Below are 19326 nucleotides of genomic sequence, written 5' to 3' on the forward strand. Positions count from 1 at the left end.
CATGAAGAAAATCATCCACAACCTCGCGCCCTGGGCGGTGCCGCTATTGTTGGTGGCGGTGTGGCAATTGTCGGTATCGGCGGGCTGGTTATCCACGCGAATTCTGCCGGCGCCGTCAGCGGTGATCGAGGCCGGAGTGAGCCTGGTGCGCAGCGGCGAAATCTGGACGCACCTGGCGATCAGCGGCTGGCGCGCCGCAGTCGGCTTTTTGATTGGCGGCGGCATCGGCTTGGCGCTGGGTTTTATCACCGGCCTGTCGAAATGGGGCGAGCGACTGTTGGACAGCTCCGTGCAGATGGTCCGGAACGTGCCGCACCTGGCGCTGATTCCACTGGTGATCCTGTGGTTCGGCATCGATGAGTCAGCGAAGATTTTCCTGGTCGCGCTGGGCACGCTGTTCCCTATCTACCTCAACACCTACCACGGCATCCGTAACGTCGATCCGGCACTGGTGGAGATGTCGCGCAGCTACGGCTTGTCCGGCTTCAGTCTGTTTCGCCAAGTGATCCTGCCGGGCGCCTTGCCTTCGATCCTGGTGGGCGTGCGGTTTGCCCTGGGTTTCATGTGGCTGACGCTGATCGTGGCGGAAACCATCTCGGCGAGTTCCGGCATTGGCTACCTGGCGATGAATGCCCGGGAATTCCTGCAAACCGATGTGGTGGTGCTGGCGATTCTCCTGTACGCCGTACTCGGCAAATTGGCCGACCTTGCCGCCCGTGGCCTCGAACGGGTCTGGCTGCGCTGGCACCCGGCGTACCAAGTGAACAAGGGAGGTGTCGCATGACCGCCCAACAACCGCCGCGCCTGCTGCGGGGCATTGCGCTGGCGGTGCGCAATCTGCAAAAGTCTTTTGGCTCGCGCCAAGTGCTGCGTGACATTGATTTGCACGTTCCGGCTGGGCAGTTCGTCGCGGTGGTCGGTCGCAGCGGCTGCGGCAAGAGTACGTTGTTGCGATTGCTGGCAGGCCTCGATCAACCCACGGGCGGCCAGCTGTTGTCCGGTTCGGCGTCGCTGGATGCTGCACGGGAGGACACGCGACTGATGTTCCAGGAGGCGCGTCTGCTGCCGTGGAAAAAGATCATCGATAACGTTGACCTTGGGCTCAAAAGCAATTGGCGGCCGCAAGCCTTGCAGGCGCTGGAGGCCGTAGGGTTGGCTGATCGCGCCCATGAGTGGCCGGCGGCGTTGTCCGGCGGGCAGAAACAGCGAGTGGCCTTGGCCCGCGCGCTGATCCATCAACCGCGCCTGTTGTTGCTCGATGAGCCCTTGGGCGCGCTCGATGCGCTGACACGGATCGAGATGCGGCAATTGATCGAACGCCTGTGGCAGCAACACGGTTTCACCGTACTGCTGGTGACCCATGACGTCAGTGAAGCGGTGGCAATTGCCGACCGGGTGATCCTGATCGAAGACGGCCAGATCGGCCTCGACTTGGCCATCGACCTGCCACGTCCACGTGCTCGCGGCTCCCATCGGCTGGCGAGCCTGGAAACCGAAGTGCTCAATCGCGTGTTGTCCTTGCCCGGCCAACCGCCGGAACCCGAACCCATTTCACCCTTGCCCACGCAGTTACGGTGGGCGCAATGAAGCAGCTTCAAGCGGCAAGCTACAAGCTGCAAGAAGAAGCGCAGTGCTCTTACTTGCAGCTTGTAGCTCGAAGCTTGCAGCTCATTTCGACCCTAGGAGAAAGACCATGACTATCAAGGCCATCAACGTACGCAACCAGTTCAAAGGCACCATCAAGGAAATCGTCGAAGGCGACGTGTTGTCGGAAATCGACGTGCAGACCGCTTCCGGCATCGTGACCTCAGTCATCACCACCCGCTCGGTCAAGGAGTTGGAACTGGCGATTGGCAGCGAAGTGATTGCGTTTGTGAAATCCACCGAGGTGTCTATCGCCAAGTTGTAAGCGATGCCTCACCCACAGCCCCGGACGGCGTGAGCCCTTCGGGGCTTTTTCGTTTCCACGCGAGCGTGGGAACGATCAATTCGAACGCTTGGGCAAATACGGTGGCAGATACAGCCCCAGGTACGCATCGAACACGCGCATGCCTTCCTCTGCCATGCGTGGGGTGATCTGCCCGTGTTGCTGCACCGAGCGGGCGTAGACGCGGTCGCCCAGTTCCATCGCCAGGGCAAACACATCGACGTCGCCGGGCAGGGCCGGCAATGCGAAGTGGCGGTCGAAAAGCTTATGCATCAAGTCGCTCAGCTCGAGGTCGTGCTGACGGTCAGCCTGGGTGATTTCGGCCAGGCCATGCTGGGCCAGGATCAACTGCCGCGCGGCGGCGTCGTCGCTGTAGATCATCAGCATCCGCTGCTCCACCAGCCGCGACAGGTCGTGCCAGTGGTTCAGCGCGGCATGGTCGATTGGCGCTTGCAGGCAGGCGCGGAAGGCCGCGTGTACATCGGCGGTCAGGGCTTCGAGCAAGGCCGGGACGCTGGCGAAAAAGTGATACACGGAGGAGGGCGGGATCCCGGCGCGCTCGGCGACGCTGTAGATCGACAGGCTGGCCACGCCTTCGGCGGCGAGCAGCGTACGGGCGGCGTCGAGAATCGAGTCGATCCGGGCCTGGCTGCGGGCGCGAGGTTTGCGTGGGGTGGCGATGCGCGTCATGGAGGTCTCCTGCGGGGCTGCCGGGCATTGTACGCAGAGCGAACGCGGGGTCCATAACTGCTTCATGTCGGATGGGATTTCCCGTGGCGAGGGAGCTTGCTCCCGCTCGATTGCGCAGCAATCGCAAAAAGCCGGGGCCGCTGCGCAGCCCAGCGGGAGCAAGCTCCCTCACCACGGGAACGGCGAAAAAAAAACGCCGCGGCCCTGGAGGCCTGCGGCGTTTTCTTTTTTACTGCAACCATTTACACGGTATGCAGGTACCAGTTGTACTCAAGGTCGGAGATGGAGTGTTCGAATTCCTCCAGCTCGCTTTCCTTGCAGGCCACGAAGATATCGATGTATTTCGGATCGATGTACTTGGCCATGACTTCGCTGTCGTCCAGCTCACGCAGGGCATCGCGCAAGTTGTTCGGCAGGCTTTGCTCGTTCTGCTCGTAGCTGTTGCCTTCCACCGGCGCGCCGGGCTCGATCTTGTTGACCAGGCCATGGTGCACGCCCGCCAATACCGCCGCCATCAGCAGATAAGGGTTGGCGTCGGCGCCGGCGACACGGTGTTCCAGGCGCACGGCATCGGAGGAACCGGTGGGTACGCGCAGGGCCACGGTGCGGTTGTCCAGGCCCCAGGTCGGCGAGTTCGGCACATAGAACTGAGCACCGAAACGACGGTAGGAGTTGACGTTCGGGCAGAGGAAAGCCATCTGCGCGGGCAGGGTCTCGAGCACACCGCCGATCGCGTGACGCAGCGCGGCGTTCTGCTCGGGATCCTCGCTGGCAAAGATATTGTTGCCCTCTTTGTCCAGGATCGAGATGTGAACGTGCAGACCATTGCCCGCCTGGCCCGGATACGGCTTGGCCATGAAGGTGGTGTCCATTTCATGGTCGTAGGCGATGTTCTTGATCAGGCGTTTGAGCAGGACCGCATAGTCGCAGGCCTTGATCGGGTCGGCGACGTGGTGCAGGTTCACTTCGAACTGCGCCGGGGCACTTTCCTTGACGATGGCGTCGGCGGGAATGCCTTGCTCCTTGGCACCTTCGAGGATGTCCTGGAGGCAATCCACGTATTCGTCGAGATCGTCGATCAGGTAGACCTGGGTCGAATGCGGGCGTTTGCCGGAGATCGGCGAGCGAGGCGGTTGCGGGCGGCCATTCACGTTCTCCTGGTCGATCAGGTAGAACTCCAGCTCGAACGCCGCGCAGATGGTCAGGCCCATCTCATCGAACTTGGTCACGACTTGGCGCAGCACTTCACGCGGGTCGGCGAAGAAAGGTTCGCCTTCGAGTTCGTGCATGGTCATCAACAGTTGCGCCGTCGGGCGCTTCTGCCAAGGCTCGTTACACAGGGTGTCAGGGATTGGATAACAGATCCGGTCGGCATCGCCGATGTCCAGGCCCAGGCCGGTGCTTTCCACCGTAGAGCCATTGATATCCAGGGCAAATAAAGAGGCCGGCAGGTTGATGCCTTTCTCGTAAACCTTGTGGAGGCTGGTGCGTTCGATGCGCTTACCGCGCACCACACCATTCATATCCGCAATCAGAAGGTCAACGTACAGAACCTCAGGATGTTCCTTAAGGAACGCGTTCGCTTCGTTAAGCTGAACGGCACGCGGGGGTACCGACATGATGCAACACCTTTGTTGTTAAAAATATCAATCATTGATTGCTTTGAAACCCAGTCAACCCGAACGGCATGCCGAAGTCAAGCGGGGGCTTTTTTGCCCTAAAAAAGCACCTGCAGGGCTTTTTTGGGGCAATTTGGGGCGTTTTTTGCCCCGCAACGGGCTTGCCGCCCGCAGGCTTGAGCGTGCCGTGTTGTATTTTTTACGGGGGTGTTGTGTAAAAAAATGAACAAGGCTAAGCTCGATTCAAACCCATAACAGCAGTAATACCGGGGTGCTTCATGTCTCGCCTGCCGTTAATCGGCGTCACCACCTGTTCCAAGCAGATTGGTTTGCATGCGTATCACACCACTGGCGACAAATATGCCCGGGCCGTGGCAACAGCTGCCAAGGGCCTGCCCGTGCTGATCCCCTCGATGGCAGACCTGTTTTCACCGTCCGAGATTCTGGACGCCCTGGACGGTATTCTTTTTACCGGCTCCCCTTCCAATGTAGAACCTTTTCACTATCAGGGCCCGGCCAGCGCGCCAGGCACTGCTCATGATCCTGCACGGGATGCCATCACCTTGCCGCTGATCCGTGCCGCTGTCGATGCGGGCGTTCCGGTGCTCGGCATCTGCCGCGGTTTCCAGGAAATGAACGTTGCCTTTGGCGGCAGCCTGCATCAGAAAGTTCATGAAGTCGGAACCTTTATCGATCATCGTGAAGACGACACCCAGCCGGTGGAGGTCCAGTATGGTCCGGCCCATGCTGTGCACATCCAGCCCGGCGGCGTTCTCGCGGGCCTGGGCTTGCCGCCGATGATCGACGTCAACTCGATCCATAGCCAGGGCATCGAGCGTCTGGCACCGGGGCTGCGGGCCGAAGCACTGGCGCCGGATGGCCTGATCGAGGCGCTCTCGGTTGCACAAGGCAAGACTTTTGCTTTGGGTGTGCAATGGCATCCTGAATGGGCGGTAGGCTCTAATGCGTACTACCTTGCGATTTTCCAGGCATTTGGCGATGCCTGCCGAGCAAGGGCAACACAACGCGACGCCGATGCGTCAAACAACGCCTGACTACTAATAGCAGCCAGGAAACTCACGCCTAGAGGCATTTATGAGTAACAACCTCGACCAGCTCACCGATTGGTTGAAAGACCACAAGATCACAGAAGTCGAATGCATGATTGGCGACCTGACCGGCATTACCCGGGGCAAGATCTCGCCGACCAACAAGTTCATCGCCGAGAAAGGCATGCGCCTGCCCGAGAGCGTTCTGCTCCAGACCGTGACGGGCGACTATGTCGAAGACGACATCTATTACGAACTGCTCGACCCGGCCGATATCGACATGATCTGTCGCCCGGATGAGAACGCCGTGTTCCTTGTGCCCTGGGCCATCGAGCCCACTGCCCAGGTCATCCACGACTCCTATGACAAGCAAGGCAACCCCATCGAGCTGTCGCCGCGCAACGTGCTCAAGAAGGTGCTCAAGCTTTACGCCGACAAGGGTTGGCAGCCGATTGTCGCGCCGGAAATGGAGTTCTACCTGACCAAGCGCAGCGACGACCCCGACTTTCCTCTGCAGCCGCCCATTGGCCGCTCCGGCCGGCCGGAAACGGGTCGCCAGTCGTTCTCCATCGAAGCCGCCAACGAATTCGACCCACTGTTCGAAGACGTCTATGACTGGTGCGAATTGCAGGAACTGGACCTCGATACGCTGATCCATGAGGACGGCACCGCGCAGATGGAAATCAACTTCCGTCACGGCGACGCCCTGTCCTTGGCCGACCAGATCCTGGTGTTCAAGCGCACCATGCGCGAGGCGGCGCTCAAGCACGACGTGGCCGCCACCTTCATGGCCAAGCCCATGACCGGCGAGCCGGGCAGTGCGATGCACTTGCACCAGAGCATCATCGACAAGGAAACCGGCAAGAACGTCTTCTCCAACGAAGACGGGACCATGAGTGAATTGTTCCTGCACCACATCGGTGGCCTGCAGAAATTCATCCCCGAGCTGCTGCCGCTGTTCGCACCCAACGTCAACTCGTTCCGCCGTTTCCTGCCCGACACCTCGGCGCCAGTGAACGTCGAATGGGGCGAAGAAAACCGCACCGTGGGCCTGCGCGTGCCGGATGCCGGCCCGCAGAACCGCCGGGTGGAAAACCGCTTGCCGGGCGCCGACGCCAATCCGTACCTGGCGATTGCCGCGAGCCTGCTGTGCGGCTACATCGGCATGGTCGAGGGCATCGATCCGAGTGCGCCGGTAATCGGCCGTGGCTATGAACGCCGGAACCTGCGTTTGCCGCTGACCATCGAAGATGCCTTGGAGCGCATGGAAAACAGCTCCACCATCGAGAAGTACCTAGGCAAGAAATTCATCACGGGCTACGTCGCGGTCAAGCGGGCCGAGCATGAAAACTTCAAGCGCGTCATCAGTTCGTGGGAGCGGGAATTCCTGCTCTTTGCCGTCTGATGCGCCGGGCGGGGCTGCCATGGGCCCCGCCCCCAATGGAATAAAAGGAGAATTCGCATGACCCGCAACAATCCGCAAACCCGTGAATGGCAGGCCCTGAGCAGCGATCACCACCTGGCACCCTTCAGCGACTTCAAGCAGCTCAAAGAGAAAGGCCCGCGCATCATTACTCACGCCAAGGGCGTGTACCTCTGGGACAGTGAAGGCAACAAGATTCTCGACGGCATGGCCGGGCTCTGGTGCGTGGCCGTCGGCTACGGTCGCGATGAGCTGGCCGACGCCGCCAGCCAGCAGATGCGCGAGCTGCCGTACTACAACCTGTTCTTCCAGACCGCCCACCCGCCGGTGCTGGAACTGTCCAAGGCCATCGCCGACATCGCCCCGGAAGGCATGAACCACGTGTTCTTCACCGGTTCCGGCTCCGAAGGCAACGACACCATGTTGCGCATGGTCCGCCACTACTGGGCGATCAAGGGCCAGCCGAACAAGAAAGTCATCATCAGCCGCAAGAATGGCTATCACGGCTCGACCGTGGCCGGCGCGAGCCTGGGCGGCATGACCTATATGCACGAGCAGGGCGACTTGCCGATCCCGGGCATCGTCCACATTGCCCAACCCTACTGGTTCGGCGAAGGCGGCGACATGAGCCCCGAAGAGTTCGGTCTCTGGGCGGCCAATCAACTGGAAGAAAAAATCCTCGAAATCGGCGTCGACAACGTCGGCGCCTTTATTGCCGAGCCGATCCAGGGCGCAGGCGGTGTGATCGTGCCGCCGGATAGCTACTGGCCGCGCATGAAAGAAATCCTCGCCAAGTACGACATCCTGTTCGTCGCCGATGAGGTCATCTGCGGTTTTGGCCGCACGGGTGAGTGGTTCGGTACCGACTATTACGGGTTGAAACCGCACATGATGACCATTGCCAAGGGCCTGACCTCTGGCTATATCCCCATGGGCGGCCTGATCGTGCGCGACGATGTGGTCGCGGTGCTCAACGAAGGCGGTGACTTCAACCACGGGTTTACCTACTCCGGTCACCCGGTAGCCGCCGCAGTGGCCCTGGAAAACATCCGCATTTTGCGCGACGAGAAGATCATCGAGCGTGTCCACGGCGAAACGGCACCCTATTTGCAGCAACGCCTGCGGGAACTGAACGATCATCCGCTGGTGGGTGAAGTGCGCGGTGTCGGTTTGCTGGGGGCGATCGAACTGGTCCAGGACAAGGCCACGCGCAAACGCTACGAAGGCAAGGGCGTGGGCATGATCTGCCGGCAGTTCTGCTTCGATAATGGGCTGATCATGCGCGCGGTGGGTGACACCATGATCATTGCTCCGCCGCTGGTGATCAGCAAGGCCGAGATCGATGAGCTGGTGGCCAAGGCACGGCAATGCCTGGACCTGACGCTCAGTGCGTTGCAGAGCTAAATGCTAGGCTGTGAGCGAGGTGCCGGCATGGGCCTCGCCCGGTGAATAAAAGGCAGGGCTTTTGTTGAAAGCCTGGCCTGTAACTTGCCAGACTACCGATTGTTCAAGTTGCCCGAGCCGGCTACTGAACTGTGGCTAAGAAGAATAACTGGAGCATCAATCCATGAAGGCATTAGGTATGAAGATAGCTGGCAAGACCCTCCTCGCCATGTCCCTGGCGGGCATGATGGCGGGCGCCGTCCAGGCGGACGACAAAGTGCTGCACGTCTATAACTGGTCGGACTACATCGCACCGGACACGGTTGCCAAGTTCGAGAAGGAGACGGGGATCAAGGTCGTCTACGACGTCTTCGACAGCAACGAGACGCTTGAGGCCAAGCTGCTGGCGGGCAAGTCCGGCTATGACGTCGTGGTGCCGTCGAACAACTTTCTTGCCAAGCAGATCAAGGCCGGCGTCTACCAGGAGCTGGACAAGTCCAAGCTGCCCAACTGGAAGAACCTGGACACCGACCTGCTCAAGGCCGTTGGCGATGCCAGCGACCAAGGCAACAAGCATGCCTTCCCCTACATGTGGGGCACCATCGGCATCGGTTACAACCCGGAGAAGGTCAAGGCTGCATTGGGCGTCGACAAGATCGACTCCTGGGACACCCTGCTCAAGCCCGAGAACATCGCCAAGCTCAAGAGCTGCGGCGTGAGTTTCCTCGATTCGCCGACCGAAATGATTCCGGTGGCGCTGCATTACCTGGGCTACCCGACCGACAGCCAGGACAAGAAGCAACTGGCCGAGGCCGAAGCGCTGTTCCTCAAGCTGCGTCCATCGATCGGTTACTTCCACTCCTCCAAGTACATTTCGGACCTGGCCAACGGCAACATCTGCGTAGCCGTGGGCTATTCGGGTGATATCGAACAATCCAAGAGCCGTGCTGCCGAAGCGGGTGGCAAGGTGAAAGTGGCCTACACCATTCCCAAGGAAGGTGCCGGTTCGTTCTACGACATGGTCGCCATTCCCAAGGATGCCGAAAACGTCGAGGCCGCTTATAAGTGGATGAACTTCATCATGCAGCCGGAAATCATGGCGGAGATCACCGATAACGTGCGTTTCCCCAACGGCAACAAGGCCGCCACCGCGTTGGTGGACAAGGAAATCTCCGGTGACCCAAGCATTTATCCATCGGACGAGGTGAAGGCCAAGCTGTACGCCATCAGCGATCTGCCGGCTGCGACCCAGCGGCTCCTGACCCGCAGCTGGACCAAAATCAAATCCGGTAAATAAGCCGGCTTGAAGCAGTCTCCTGTTGCCGCGGTCACCGCGACGGCGGCAACAGGCGCAATTAAATAACTAAAAGTTTTGCTGGATCGGTTTATCGAGGGTAAGTTGCGCGCCGGTTTTGTTGCAGGGCACATCGTTGCCCGGTAACGCGGGCAACTTGGGCCCAACTATTTAAGAGGACCTCCACGTGCCTGTTTTTTCTTTGTTACGCAACGCCTTGCTGGTCAGTGCCGGCCTGACGCTCGCCGTCAGTGTCCAGGCCGCTTCCACCGTGCATATTTATAACTGGTCGGACTACATCGGCGAATCCACCCTGGCGGACTTCGAGAAAGCCTCAGGGATCAAGCCGGTCTACGACGTGTTCGATTCCAACGAAACCCTGGAAGGCAAGTTGCTGGCCGGTCGTACCGGTTACGACGTGGTGGTGCCGTCCAACCACTTCCTCGGCAAGCAGATCAAGGCCGGGGCGTTCCAGAAGCTCGACAAGGCGCAGTTGCCCAACTATGCCAACCTCGACCCTGCGCTGCTCAAGCGCCTGGACAAGAACGACCCGGGCAACCAGTACGCCGTTCCTTACCTGTGGGGCACCAACGGCATCGGCTATAACGTCGAGAAGATCAAGGCAGTCCTGGGCGTCGATAAAATCGATTCGTGGGCCATGCTGTTCGAGCCGGAAAACATCAAGAAACTGTCCAGCTGCGGCGTTTCGTTCCTTGATTCGGCTGATGAGATGATCCCGGCGATGCTCAACTACCTGGGCCTGGATCCCAACAGCCAGAACCCTGATGACTACAAGAAGGCCGAGGCCCAGCTGCTCAAGATTCGCCCTTACGTGACCTATTTCAACTCTTCCAAGTACATCTCCGATCTGGCCAACGGCGAGATCTGCGTGGCCGCAGGCTTCTCCGGCGATATTTTCCAGGCCCGCGAACGGGCCAGCGAGGCCGGCAAGGGCGTCGATATCGCCTACGTGATTCCCAAGGAAGGCGGCAACCTCTGGTTCGACATGCTGGCAATCCCGCGCGATGCCAGCAACGTCAAGGAGGCCCACGCGTTCATCAACTACCTGCTCAAGCCCGAGGTTATCGCCCAGGTCAGCGACTACGTCGGTTACGCCAACCCGAACCCCAAGGCCGGCGAACTGATGGACCAGGAAGTACGCACCGACGAGGCGGTCTATCCACCGCAAGCGGTCGTCGACAAGCTCTACGTCAACTCCGAGTTGCCGCCCAAGATCCAACGACTCATGACCCGCAGCTGGACCAAGGTCAAGTCGGGTAAATAACGTCAACATTCTTGTTCGTCCGCGTGGGGCGAGCTGCAAATTTTGTGGGAGTTTCGTAAATGGCAGTTGCCTCCGGCGCCTATAAGAAAGCCCTCGAGGGCGACCAGACACCCAAGCAGGTGTTGGTCAAGATCGACCGGGTCACGAAAAAGTTCGACGAGACGATTGCCGTGGACGACGTGTCCCTGGAAATCAAGAAAGGCGAAATTTTCGCCTTGCTCGGCGGTTCGGGATCGGGCAAATCCACCTTGCTGCGCATGCTGGCAGGTTTCGAACGGCCCACGGAGGGGCGGATTTTCCTCGATGGCGTGGACATCACCGACATGCCGCCCTATGAGCGGCCGATCAACATGATGTTCCAGTCCTACGCCTTGTTTCCCCACATGACGGTGGCGCAGAACATCGCCTTCGGTTTGCAACAGGACAAGATCTCGAAATCCGAGATCGACGCCCGCGTGGCCGAAATGCTCAAGCTGGTGCAGATGAGCCAGTACGCCAAGCGCAAGCCGCACCAGCTCTCCGGTGGCCAACGCCAGCGCGTGGCCCTGGCCCGTTCCTTGGCCAAACGACCGAAACTTCTACTGCTCGACGAGCCGATGGGCGCCCTGGACAAGAAGCTGCGCTCGCAAATGCAGCTTGAGCTGGTGGAGATCATCGAGCGCGTGGGCGTGACCTGCGTCATGGTGACCCACGACCAGGAAGAAGCCATGACCATGGCCGAGCGCATCGCGATCATGCACCTGGGCTGGATCGCCCAGATCGGCAGCCCGATCGACATCTACGAGACCCCGACCAGCCGGCTGGTCTGCGAGTTCATCGGCAACGTCAACATCTTCGAGACCGAAGTGGTGGAAGACGCCGAGGGCCACGCGGTGCTGGCCTGCAAGGACCTGGACCGCAACATCTACGTCGGCCACGGCATCAGCACCTCGGTGCAGGACAAGGCCGTGACCTATGCCATTCGCCCGGAGAAACTGCTCGTTACCTCCGAGCAGCCGACCTGTGAGCACAATTGGTCCAGCGGCAAGGTCCATGACATTGCCTACCTGGGCGGCCACTCGGTGTTCTACGTTGAATTGCCAAGCGGCAAGCTGGTGCAGTCATTCGTGGCCAACGCCGAGCGTCGCGGCCAGCGTCCGACCTGGGGCGACCAGGTGTTCGTCTGGTGGGAAGACGACAGCGGCGTGGTGCTTCGCTCATGAACATGCGCAAACTCAAACGCCGACTCGCCCGAATAACGCCCGGTGGCCGTCAATTGGTCATCGGGGTGCCCTTCATCTGGCTGTTCCTGTTCTTCATGTTGCCGTTCTTCATCGTATTGAAGATCAGTTTCGCCGAAGCCGATGTCGCCATCCCGCCGTACACCGAGATCTATAGCTACATCGACCAGAAGCTGCAAGTGCTGCTCAACCTCGGCAATTACGTGATGCTCAGCGAGGACGAGCTGTACATCGCTGCCTACCTCGGCTCGCTGAAAATGGCCCTGATCAGCACGGTGCTGTGCCTGTTGATCGGCTACCCGATGGCCTACGCCATCGCCAACGCCCGTAAAGAGATGCAGACGGTGTTGGTGTTGCTGATCATGATGCCGACCTGGACCGCGATCCTGATCCGCGTCTACGCGTGGATGGGCATCCTCAGCAACAACGGTTTGCTCAATGGCTTTTTGATGAGCATGGGCTGGATCAGCGAACCGCTGCAAATCCTCAACACCAACCTGGCGGTGTACATAGGCGTCGTCTATTCCTACTTGCCATTCATGATCCTGCCGCTGTACGCCAACCTGGTCAAACACGACCAAAGTCTGCTGGAGGCCGCCTCCGACCTGGGCTCGAGCACCTTCAACAGCTTCTGGAAAATCACCGTGCCGCTGTCCAAGAACGGCATCGTCGCAGGCTGTATGCTGGTGTTCATCCCCGTGGTGGGCGAGTTCGTGATCCCGGAACTGCTGGGCGGCCCGGAAACCCTGATGATCGGTAAAGTGCTGTGGCAGGAATTCTTCAACAACCGTGACTGGCCGGTGGCATCCGCCCTGGCGGTGGTGATGCTGGCGATCCTGATCGTGCCGATCATCTTGTTCAACCGTAGCCAGGCCAAAGAAATGGAGGGCAAGGAATGAAGCGCTTCCGTTTTTCAAGCCTGATGCTGGTGCTGGGTTTGCTGTTCATCTACGCGCCGATGCTGATCCTGGTGATCTACTCGTTCAACGCCTCGAAACTGGTGACGGTGTGGGGCGGCTGGTCGGTCAAGTGGTACGTCGGCCTGCTGGACAACAGCCAGCTGATGGGCTCGGTGATGCGCTCGCTGGAAATCGCCTGCTACACGGCGATTGCCGCGGTAGCCCTCGGTACGCTGGCGGCCTTCGTGCTGACCCGCATCACCCACTTCAAGGGGCGCACGCTGTTCGGTGGCCTGGTCACCGCGCCGCTGGTAATGCCGGAAGTGATCACCGGCCTCTCGCTGTTGCTGCTGTTCGTGGCGATGGCGCAAATGATCGGCTGGCCCCAGGAACGTGGCATCGTCACGATCTGGATCGCCCACACGACCTTCTGCGCGGCGTATGTGGCGGTGGTGGTCTCGGCGCGCTTGCGTGAGTTGGACCTGTCCATCGAAGAAGCGGCGATGGACCTCGGGGCGCGGCCGTGGAAGGTGTTCTTCGTGATCACCATCCCGATGATCGCGCCGTCGCTGGCGGCGGGCGGCATGATGTCGTTCGCCTTGTCCCTCGACGACCTGGTGCTGGCAAGCTTCGTTTCCGGCCCTGGCTCGACGACCTTGCCGATGGAAGTGTTTTCGGCGGTACGCCTGGGGGTCAAGCCGGAGATCAACGCCGTGGCGAGCCTGATCCTGTTGGCAGTGTCCCTGGTGACCTTCCTGGTTTGGTACTTCAGCCGTCGCGCCGAAGAAAACCGCAAGCGGGCGATCCAGCAAGCCATCGAGGAAAGTGCCGCCGATTCCTGGAAACAACCGCAGGTACGCCGGCCCGAGACCGCTTCGGTCTAACCTGACGCACGACCCACTGTGGGAGCAGGCTTGCTCCCGCAGTGGTCTGTTCGTTCACTTCTTCAGCGCATCATGGGCGGTTGATGGCCAAAAGATTCACTCCGCCCTGGCGGGTAGCAGTTTCAAGGTGCTGCGGCTATTGGCCGTGACTTCTTCCTCGGCCAGGTGCGCCTGGTGATACAAGCCCTCGATGTAGGCTTCGGCCTGGTCCTCGTAGTGTTTGTCGAACGGCACGCCGCTCTGGCCGACAGGGTTGATGGTGAGGCTGTGGGTCGGGTCGCCGAAGTCGATGATGCGTCGGGTGGAGGGGCCGTAGGTCACTGGCCAGGGCGCTGGGCCAATCTTCGCCGAGAGATTGTTGGGTACTTCATGGGTGCCGGGCGCCGCGAACGGGCCGACATTGAAGATCCGGTCCAGCGGTCTTTGCTGGCCCAATGGATGTCCGTGGGTCAGGGTGTGGGCCTTGCCCCACTGCCATTGGCTGGCATCCTGGCCCAGGGTGGCTTTCAAGTGCACCACGGTTTTGTTCCAGGCTCTGATCACCGTATCCGCACGGGTTTCGGTGCCCAGTGTCGAGCGATCATCCCACCATGGCGAGTCCTTGGCGGCGGCCAGGCGTGGAAGCGCGGCGTCAATCACGCGGGTCGACAGCGCCGTCTCGAAAAAGCCATCCCCCAGTTCATCGCGCAGGGCGGTGTCGGCCAGGTCGAACAGCATTTGGTTGAACAGCGTGGCGCTGACCGAATCCAGTGGATAGTCACCCTTCCACTGGGCCAGTTGCTCGACCCATTTGCGCTCCTGCGGGTCGCTGACCGCTTCGCGCAGTATCGGCAACAAGGGCGCAAGCAGGCGCGGGCCATAAGCGGTGGTGGTGCCCAATTGCAGCTTCTGGGTGGTCTGGAGGTCCCACTTGGCCTGCTTATCGCTCAACTGCTGGTCAAGCTGCTGGCCACGGTCGGGAAGATTGTAGTAGCCGGGAATCTCGATCCCGCTGGCCGGCACCGGCTGGAAATTCGCCGAGAGAACGTAGCCCCGGGCCGGATTTTCTTCCTGGGGGTTGCTGCTGAAAGGATAGAAACCTTCTTTTTCCGCTTCAGCAGCGCTGCCGTCGAGGATGAAACCGGGCTTCACGCCGTCCGGCCGCTTAGGCAATTGCGCCGCGGCCCACCAGCCGATATCGCCCTTGGCGTTGGCCCAGACCACATTCAGCCCCGGGGCATGGATCTTGGCCGATGCGCCGCGGGCCTTGGCGAGGGTGTCGGCGCGGTTGAGCTGGTAGAAAGCTTCGAGGATCGGGTTGCGACTCTCCAGGAACCCCCACCACATGGCGACCGGGGTCTTGCCGGCGTTGGCGCCGAGGGCGTCGTTGACGATCGGCCCATGGGGCGACTGGCGCAGCACCAGGGTTACGGGGGCCTGGCCCTTGACCGCGACCTGCTGTTCGCTACGGGTCATGTCCACCCATTTGTCGCGGTACCAGACTTGTTCAGGGTTGTCCGGGTTGGTCTTCTCGGCGATCAAGTCCAGGTCGTCGTTCTGGAACATGGTGATGCTCCAGCCGAAATCCTTGTTCATGCCCAGCGTTGCAAAGGGCACCAGCGCCTGGTATTGGCCGTAGAGCTCGAAACCTGGCGCCGACAAGTGCGCCTCGTACCACACCGACGGCGCGGAAAAGCGAATGTGCGGGTCACCCGCCAGCAGGGGTTTGCCGCTGTGGGTGCGACTGCCGGAAACCGCCCAGGCGTTGCTCCCCTCGAACTGCGGCAGGCCGTTATCGGCCAAGGCTTGCTCGCTCAGCCGCGCCAGGGCATTGAGGCCTTTCCAATCGGTGGCGGTCAGTGACGGAGCGCTTGCGGGACTCTGCGGCAAAACGCCCTGGGACTGCCAGTCGAGGTCGAAGATGCTCAGGTAATCGGCACCAAGCTCGTCGCGCACATAGGTCAGCAAGGGTTCGGTGCGAAAGGCGGCGGCAAAACTGTACGCCATATAGCCGACGATGCTGGCGGTATCTTCAGCGGTGAACGGACGCTTGGGAATGCCCAGTACATCGAACTCCAGCGGCCGGGCATGGGTTTGCTGATAAGTGTTGATGCCGTCCAGGTACGCCTGTGTGGCGATCCAGGCCGGGGACTGGCGATCCTGCTCGGCAACGTAGCTGGCGGCGCGCTCACGAATGCGCAGGCTGCGCATCAGCTTGTCGGTGTCGAGCAGCTTCGGCCCGAGGATTTCCGCCAGTTCACCGCGGGCGAGCCGGCGCATGATCTCCATCTGGAACAGCCGGTCCTGGGCATGGACATAACCGAGGGCGCGATACAGATCAGTTTCGTTCTCGGCGCGGATGTGCGGCACGCCGCGTTCGTCGTAGCGCACCGTCACCGAGCCCTGTAGCCCTTGCACTTGCACCGTGCCCTGGCGGGTGGGCTGCTTGCTGTAGAGGTAGCCGCCCGCGACGATGACGGCGGTGACGACCAGTGACAGGAAGGCGATGAGGGTGCGTTTCATGAAAAATTCCATTTCCTAATTGCCGAAGGTTATCGATAAACAACGTAAATCATTGACCACAAACAAACAATAGTCAGCTATGCGACTTGTTTCCTACAAGAATAAAACTTGTCTTAGGAAGCATCCCGCATGTCTATCGGAATTGCACTACAAGAATAATGTTGCTGGTGCTTTCATATCTAATCTATAAAAGATGAATGGTTTTTCAATGCATTCTGGTCGGCGATTTGGGGCGGCGCAGAACTTGGATATTTAGTCGAAAGGGCTGTAGTAAATTTCCTACGAGTGGATTCCTTTAGTGGTGGTTCTCAATGAAAACGATTTTGTTGTGCGGCAATGGCATGAGCGGGGAAGTGATTGGCGCAATCAAAGGTTGGGGTTACAACGTAGCCCTGATATCAGAATTCCCCGATGATATAGGGACATCCGAGGCTGACTTTTATATCGAGGCCAATTCGAAGGAGCCGGAAGCAGCACTAAAGGCGGCGGAAAAACTCATTGAGGAAGGAGTTAAAATTGACGGCGTAATAAGCCTGTGTTGGGATGCCGCCATTTCAGTCGCCACGATAGCAACGAAGTTAGGGTTGTTCTCGGTCTCATTAGACTCGGCTTTAAAGTCCACGCTAAAAGACAAAAGATCAGAAGCGTTTAAAGAGTATGGCATTCGGGCCCCAGCCTTTGCAGTCATAAACTCCCATGACGAGCTTTTTAAGAAGGTTAACGATTTTAAGTTTCCCGTGATCTTAAAGCCTGTTAATCAGTCATCTTCTAAGGGGGTAATCAAAGTTTACGATATGGATGGTCTTTCACAGGCCTACATATATTGTAAAAAATTCTCTACTGACAAGCACATTATGCTGAATGAGTACGTGGTGGGCAGTGAACATAGCGCTGAAGGTCTCATGGTTGGTGGTGAATTCAATATGACCGCCATATCGGATAGAGTGTTTTCCTACGAAGCTCATGACCCATATTTTGTAGAGGTAGGGGATATCATGCCTACCGTTCTATCGATAGAAATAAAGCACGATATGCATAACTTAGTAGAAAAAGCAGCTTTGTCGCTTGGAATAAGTGACGGCGTGGTCAAGGCGGACCTAATTTATAACGCTGAAAAAGGACTGCACATTCTAGAAATTGCTGCGCGTTTAGGTGGTCCCCGCTTCGGGACAGAAATGGTCCCGTTGAGTAACGGAACTAACATTTTGAAAGCTGCTATACAGCAGGCGTTGGGAGAAAAAATCGACCCAAGTTTGCTGATTCCAAAATTTTCAAGAGGTATGGTGAATAGATCTGTATTTCCAAAGCCGGGAATAGTTAACAGTATCGCTAATCTTGGCTGCTTGAACGAGTGCGAGGGTTTCTACTCATTTAAATGGTGGGGCCGCGAGCTAAAGGTGGGCGACCAAGTTTTTCCTAGCCAGTACGGCTGTGGTGGCGTGGCGTATTTTATTGCCCAAGGTGCTACGAGAGATGAGGCACTGACCCACGCAGATAATATTGAACGACGTATCAATATATGCACTCAGCCGAGGTAAATGTATGTTCGTTTTTGGAGTTGATGAAGAACTTTCCCCAATTCATCTTGCTGAGATAGCAAGGTTGGGAACAAAAATTTGCCTGGGCGATAATGTTCGGGCCCGTGTAAGTCTATCCCGACGCAAGCTCGAACAGTTCGTAAGCGAGGGGAGAATAATTTATGGCGTAAATACAAGCATGGGCGGGTTTGTTAATTGGCATGTGCCCGTAGAGAATGCCAATACACTTCAAATGAATTTGATTAGGTCAGTTGCGACAAATGTAGGGGAGTACTTGGATGATGTCACAACCAGGGCGATTATGCTTTCCCGAATTAACTCATTGTGCCGAGGAAATTCGGCAATAACGCTAGAAGTTCTAGAGTTATTGGTCTCCCTATATAACAGCGAAATTCTACCATGTATACCAGAGAAGGGGTCGCTTGGGACAAGCGGGGACTTAGGACCTCTAGCGTGTATAGCTTTAGTCTGCACAGGTGAGTGGAAGGCTAAGTATGAAGGCACAATTATGCCAGCAAGAGATGCTCTGACGCTTGCGGGGCTGAAAGCCGCATGCTTGGGCTATAAGGAAGGCCTTGCTCTTATCAACGGAACGTCGGGAATGACGGGTGTTGCCTGCTGTTTAGTCAGGGAAACGCAGAACCTATTGGACCAGTATTGTTTGATAAGTGCTCTTAGTTTCGAGGGGCTCCGCGCAATAAAAAAACCCTTTGATCCGGAGGTGCATCGGCTAAAGCCGCACCCTGGGCAGATGCTAGTAGCGGAAAAGATATTTGATTATCTGCAATCATCTGAACTGATCCTTCAGGAATCAGATGCGCAGAGAAAGATACAATCAGAGCAAGATGGCTCGATAAAGCCGTCTGATAACCAAATTGAAGACGCTTATTCAATAAGGTGCACGCCTCAGATACTTGGGCCGGTTGTTGATGCGTTAAAATACATAAATGACGTGCTGCACAATGAGCTCAACTCCTCTAATGACAATCCATTGATTGTCCCCGAGTCTGATGAGGTGTTTCACAACGGACATTTTCATGGTCAATATGTAGCGATGGCTATGGACTTTTTAGCTATCGGACTCACCACGTTATCCAACCTGGCAAATAGACGTATTGATAGGTTCCTTGATACCACCCATAGCAACGGCTTGCCGCCTTTCCTGTGTAGTAAAAACCCAGGGCTAAGACTTGGCTTAATGGGAGGACAGTTCATGTCTGCCTCCATAACAGCTGAGAACAGATCATTGTGCACACCGCTCTCTATTCAGTCGCTTTCTACTACAGCTGACTTTCAGGACATCGTTTCGTTTGGTTTAGTTGCCGCAAGGCGCGCGAGAGAAATTTTCGAGAATACTAAATACGTAGTCGCTTTTGAACTTGTATGTGCTTGCCAAGCCGTGGAGATACGAGGGGCGCGTGGGCTGTCTGAACCTACATCAGTATTGTTCGATAAGGTAAGGGGAATAATTCCTTTCCTAGAAGAAGATGTGGTTCTTACAGAGTATCTAGAACGGTTGAGCAAAGAGTTAATAGGCTGTGAGCAATCATCATAGGCTGTCGCTGTTCTGTCGAGACTATGTGCTAAATCTTGATCATGTCGGTGTTGCGCCA

Annotated in this window: 16 protein-coding genes; 13 read left to right on the plus strand and 3 right to left on the minus strand. The window is 58.1% G+C overall.

Annotated features, from left to right (window positions below; all coding sequences use genetic code 11):
* Nucleotide 1 precedes the first annotated feature (1 nt).
* From ssuC to J3P95_RS01490, 3 genes are all read left to right on the plus strand, one after another.
* The gene (gene ssuC / locus J3P95_RS01480; protein ID WP_434579021.1) at nt 2-784 is read left to right on the plus strand and encodes an aliphatic sulfonate ABC transporter permease SsuC; all 783 of its coding nucleotides are present in this window, start codon (nt 2-4) and stop codon (nt 782-784) included.
* A complete protein-coding gene (ssuB, locus tag J3P95_RS01485; RefSeq protein WP_434579020.1) occupies nt 781-1587 on the plus strand; it encodes an aliphatic sulfonates ABC transporter ATP-binding protein in 807 nt (268 codons plus the stop codon). Before ssuC ends, ssuB begins: the two co-directional genes overlap by 4 nt.
* Before the next feature lie 106 nt (nt 1588-1693).
* Nucleotides 1694-1909, plus strand: a complete 216-nt coding sequence (locus J3P95_RS01490) for a TOBE domain-containing protein (protein ID WP_003177394.1) — start codon at nt 1694-1696, stop codon at nt 1907-1909.
* A 75-nt stretch (nt 1910-1984) separates the two neighbouring features.
* Here the strand turns inward: J3P95_RS01490 and J3P95_RS01495 are convergent, their stop codons facing one another.
* Together J3P95_RS01495 and J3P95_RS01500 are read right to left on the minus strand one after the other, a co-directional pair.
* The gene (locus J3P95_RS01495) at nt 1985-2617 is read right to left on the minus strand and encodes a TetR/AcrR family transcriptional regulator (protein ID WP_434560132.1); all 633 of its coding nucleotides are present in this window, start codon (nt 2615-2617) and stop codon (nt 1985-1987) included.
* A gap of 242 nt (nt 2618-2859) precedes the next feature.
* Nucleotides 2860-4236 carry a glutamine synthetase family protein gene (locus tag J3P95_RS01500; protein WP_434560134.1) on the minus strand — a complete coding sequence of 459 codons (1377 nt, stop codon included), beginning with the start codon at nt 4234-4236 and terminating at the stop codon, nt 2860-2862.
* A 278-nt stretch (nt 4237-4514) separates the two neighbouring features.
* On the opposite strand from J3P95_RS01500, the gene J3P95_RS01505 reads away from it, so the two are divergent.
* The 8 genes from J3P95_RS01505 (at nt 4515) to J3P95_RS01540 (ending at nt 13673) form a co-directional block, all read left to right on the plus strand.
* Complete coding sequence (locus J3P95_RS01505) at nt 4515-5291, plus strand: gamma-glutamyl-gamma-aminobutyrate hydrolase family protein (RefSeq protein WP_434579017.1); 777 nt, start codon at nt 4515-4517, stop codon at nt 5289-5291.
* Nucleotides 5292-5331: 40 nt separating this feature from the next.
* Nucleotides 5332-6690 carry a glutamine synthetase family protein gene (locus J3P95_RS01510; protein ID WP_434560138.1) on the plus strand — a complete coding sequence of 453 codons (1359 nt, stop codon included), beginning with the start codon at nt 5332-5334 and terminating at the stop codon, nt 6688-6690.
* A gap of 57 nt (nt 6691-6747) precedes the next feature.
* Complete coding sequence (locus tag J3P95_RS01515; protein WP_434560140.1) at nt 6748-8112, plus strand: aspartate aminotransferase family protein; 1365 nt, start codon at nt 6748-6750, stop codon at nt 8110-8112.
* 178 nt (nt 8113-8290) lie between these two features.
* Nucleotides 8291-9388, plus strand: a complete 1098-nt coding sequence (locus J3P95_RS01520; RefSeq protein WP_434581311.1) for a polyamine ABC transporter substrate-binding protein — start codon at nt 8291-8293, stop codon at nt 9386-9388.
* Nucleotides 9389-9572: 184 nt separating this feature from the next.
* Nucleotides 9573-10670, plus strand: coding sequence for a polyamine ABC transporter substrate-binding protein (locus J3P95_RS01525; RefSeq protein ID WP_434560142.1), 1098 nt, complete (start codon nt 9573-9575; stop codon nt 10668-10670).
* A gap of 59 nt (nt 10671-10729) precedes the next feature.
* Nucleotides 10730-11872, plus strand: a complete 1143-nt coding sequence (locus J3P95_RS01530) for an ABC transporter ATP-binding protein (protein WP_434560144.1) — start codon at nt 10730-10732, stop codon at nt 11870-11872.
* A complete protein-coding gene (locus tag J3P95_RS01535; RefSeq protein WP_434560146.1) occupies nt 11869-12789 on the plus strand; it encodes an ABC transporter permease subunit in 921 nt (306 codons plus the stop codon). Before J3P95_RS01530 ends, J3P95_RS01535 begins: the two co-directional genes overlap by 4 nt.
* Nucleotides 12786-13673: an ABC transporter permease subunit gene (locus J3P95_RS01540; protein WP_434560148.1), complete on the plus strand. Its 888-nt coding sequence runs from the start codon at nt 12786-12788 to the stop codon at nt 13671-13673. Before J3P95_RS01535 ends, J3P95_RS01540 begins: the two co-directional genes overlap by 4 nt.
* A 96-nt stretch (nt 13674-13769) precedes the next feature.
* Here J3P95_RS01540 and J3P95_RS01545 read toward each other — a convergent pair whose 3' ends face one another.
* Nucleotides 13770-16175 carry a penicillin acylase family protein gene (locus J3P95_RS01545; protein WP_434579014.1) on the minus strand — a complete coding sequence of 802 codons (2406 nt, stop codon included), beginning with the start codon at nt 16173-16175 and terminating at the stop codon, nt 13770-13772.
* 311 nt (nt 16176-16486) lie between these two features.
* Here J3P95_RS01545 and J3P95_RS01550 point away from each other — a divergent pair, with 311 nt between their 5' ends.
* Together J3P95_RS01550 and J3P95_RS01555 are read left to right on the plus strand one after the other, a co-directional pair.
* Complete coding sequence (locus tag J3P95_RS01550; RefSeq protein WP_434579013.1) at nt 16487-17713, plus strand: ATP-grasp domain-containing protein; 1227 nt, start codon at nt 16487-16489, stop codon at nt 17711-17713.
* A gap of 4 nt (nt 17714-17717) precedes the next feature.
* Nucleotides 17718-19268, plus strand: a complete 1551-nt coding sequence (locus tag J3P95_RS01555) for a phenylalanine aminomutase (D-beta-phenylalanine forming) (protein WP_434579011.1) — start codon at nt 17718-17720, stop codon at nt 19266-19268.
* Nucleotides 19269-19326 lie beyond the last annotated feature (58 nt).

It is taken from the genome of Pseudomonas sp. Z5-35 (genome assembly GCF_051131945.1).
GTDB lineage: Bacteria > Pseudomonadota > Gammaproteobacteria > Pseudomonadales > Pseudomonadaceae > Aquipseudomonas > Aquipseudomonas marvdashtae.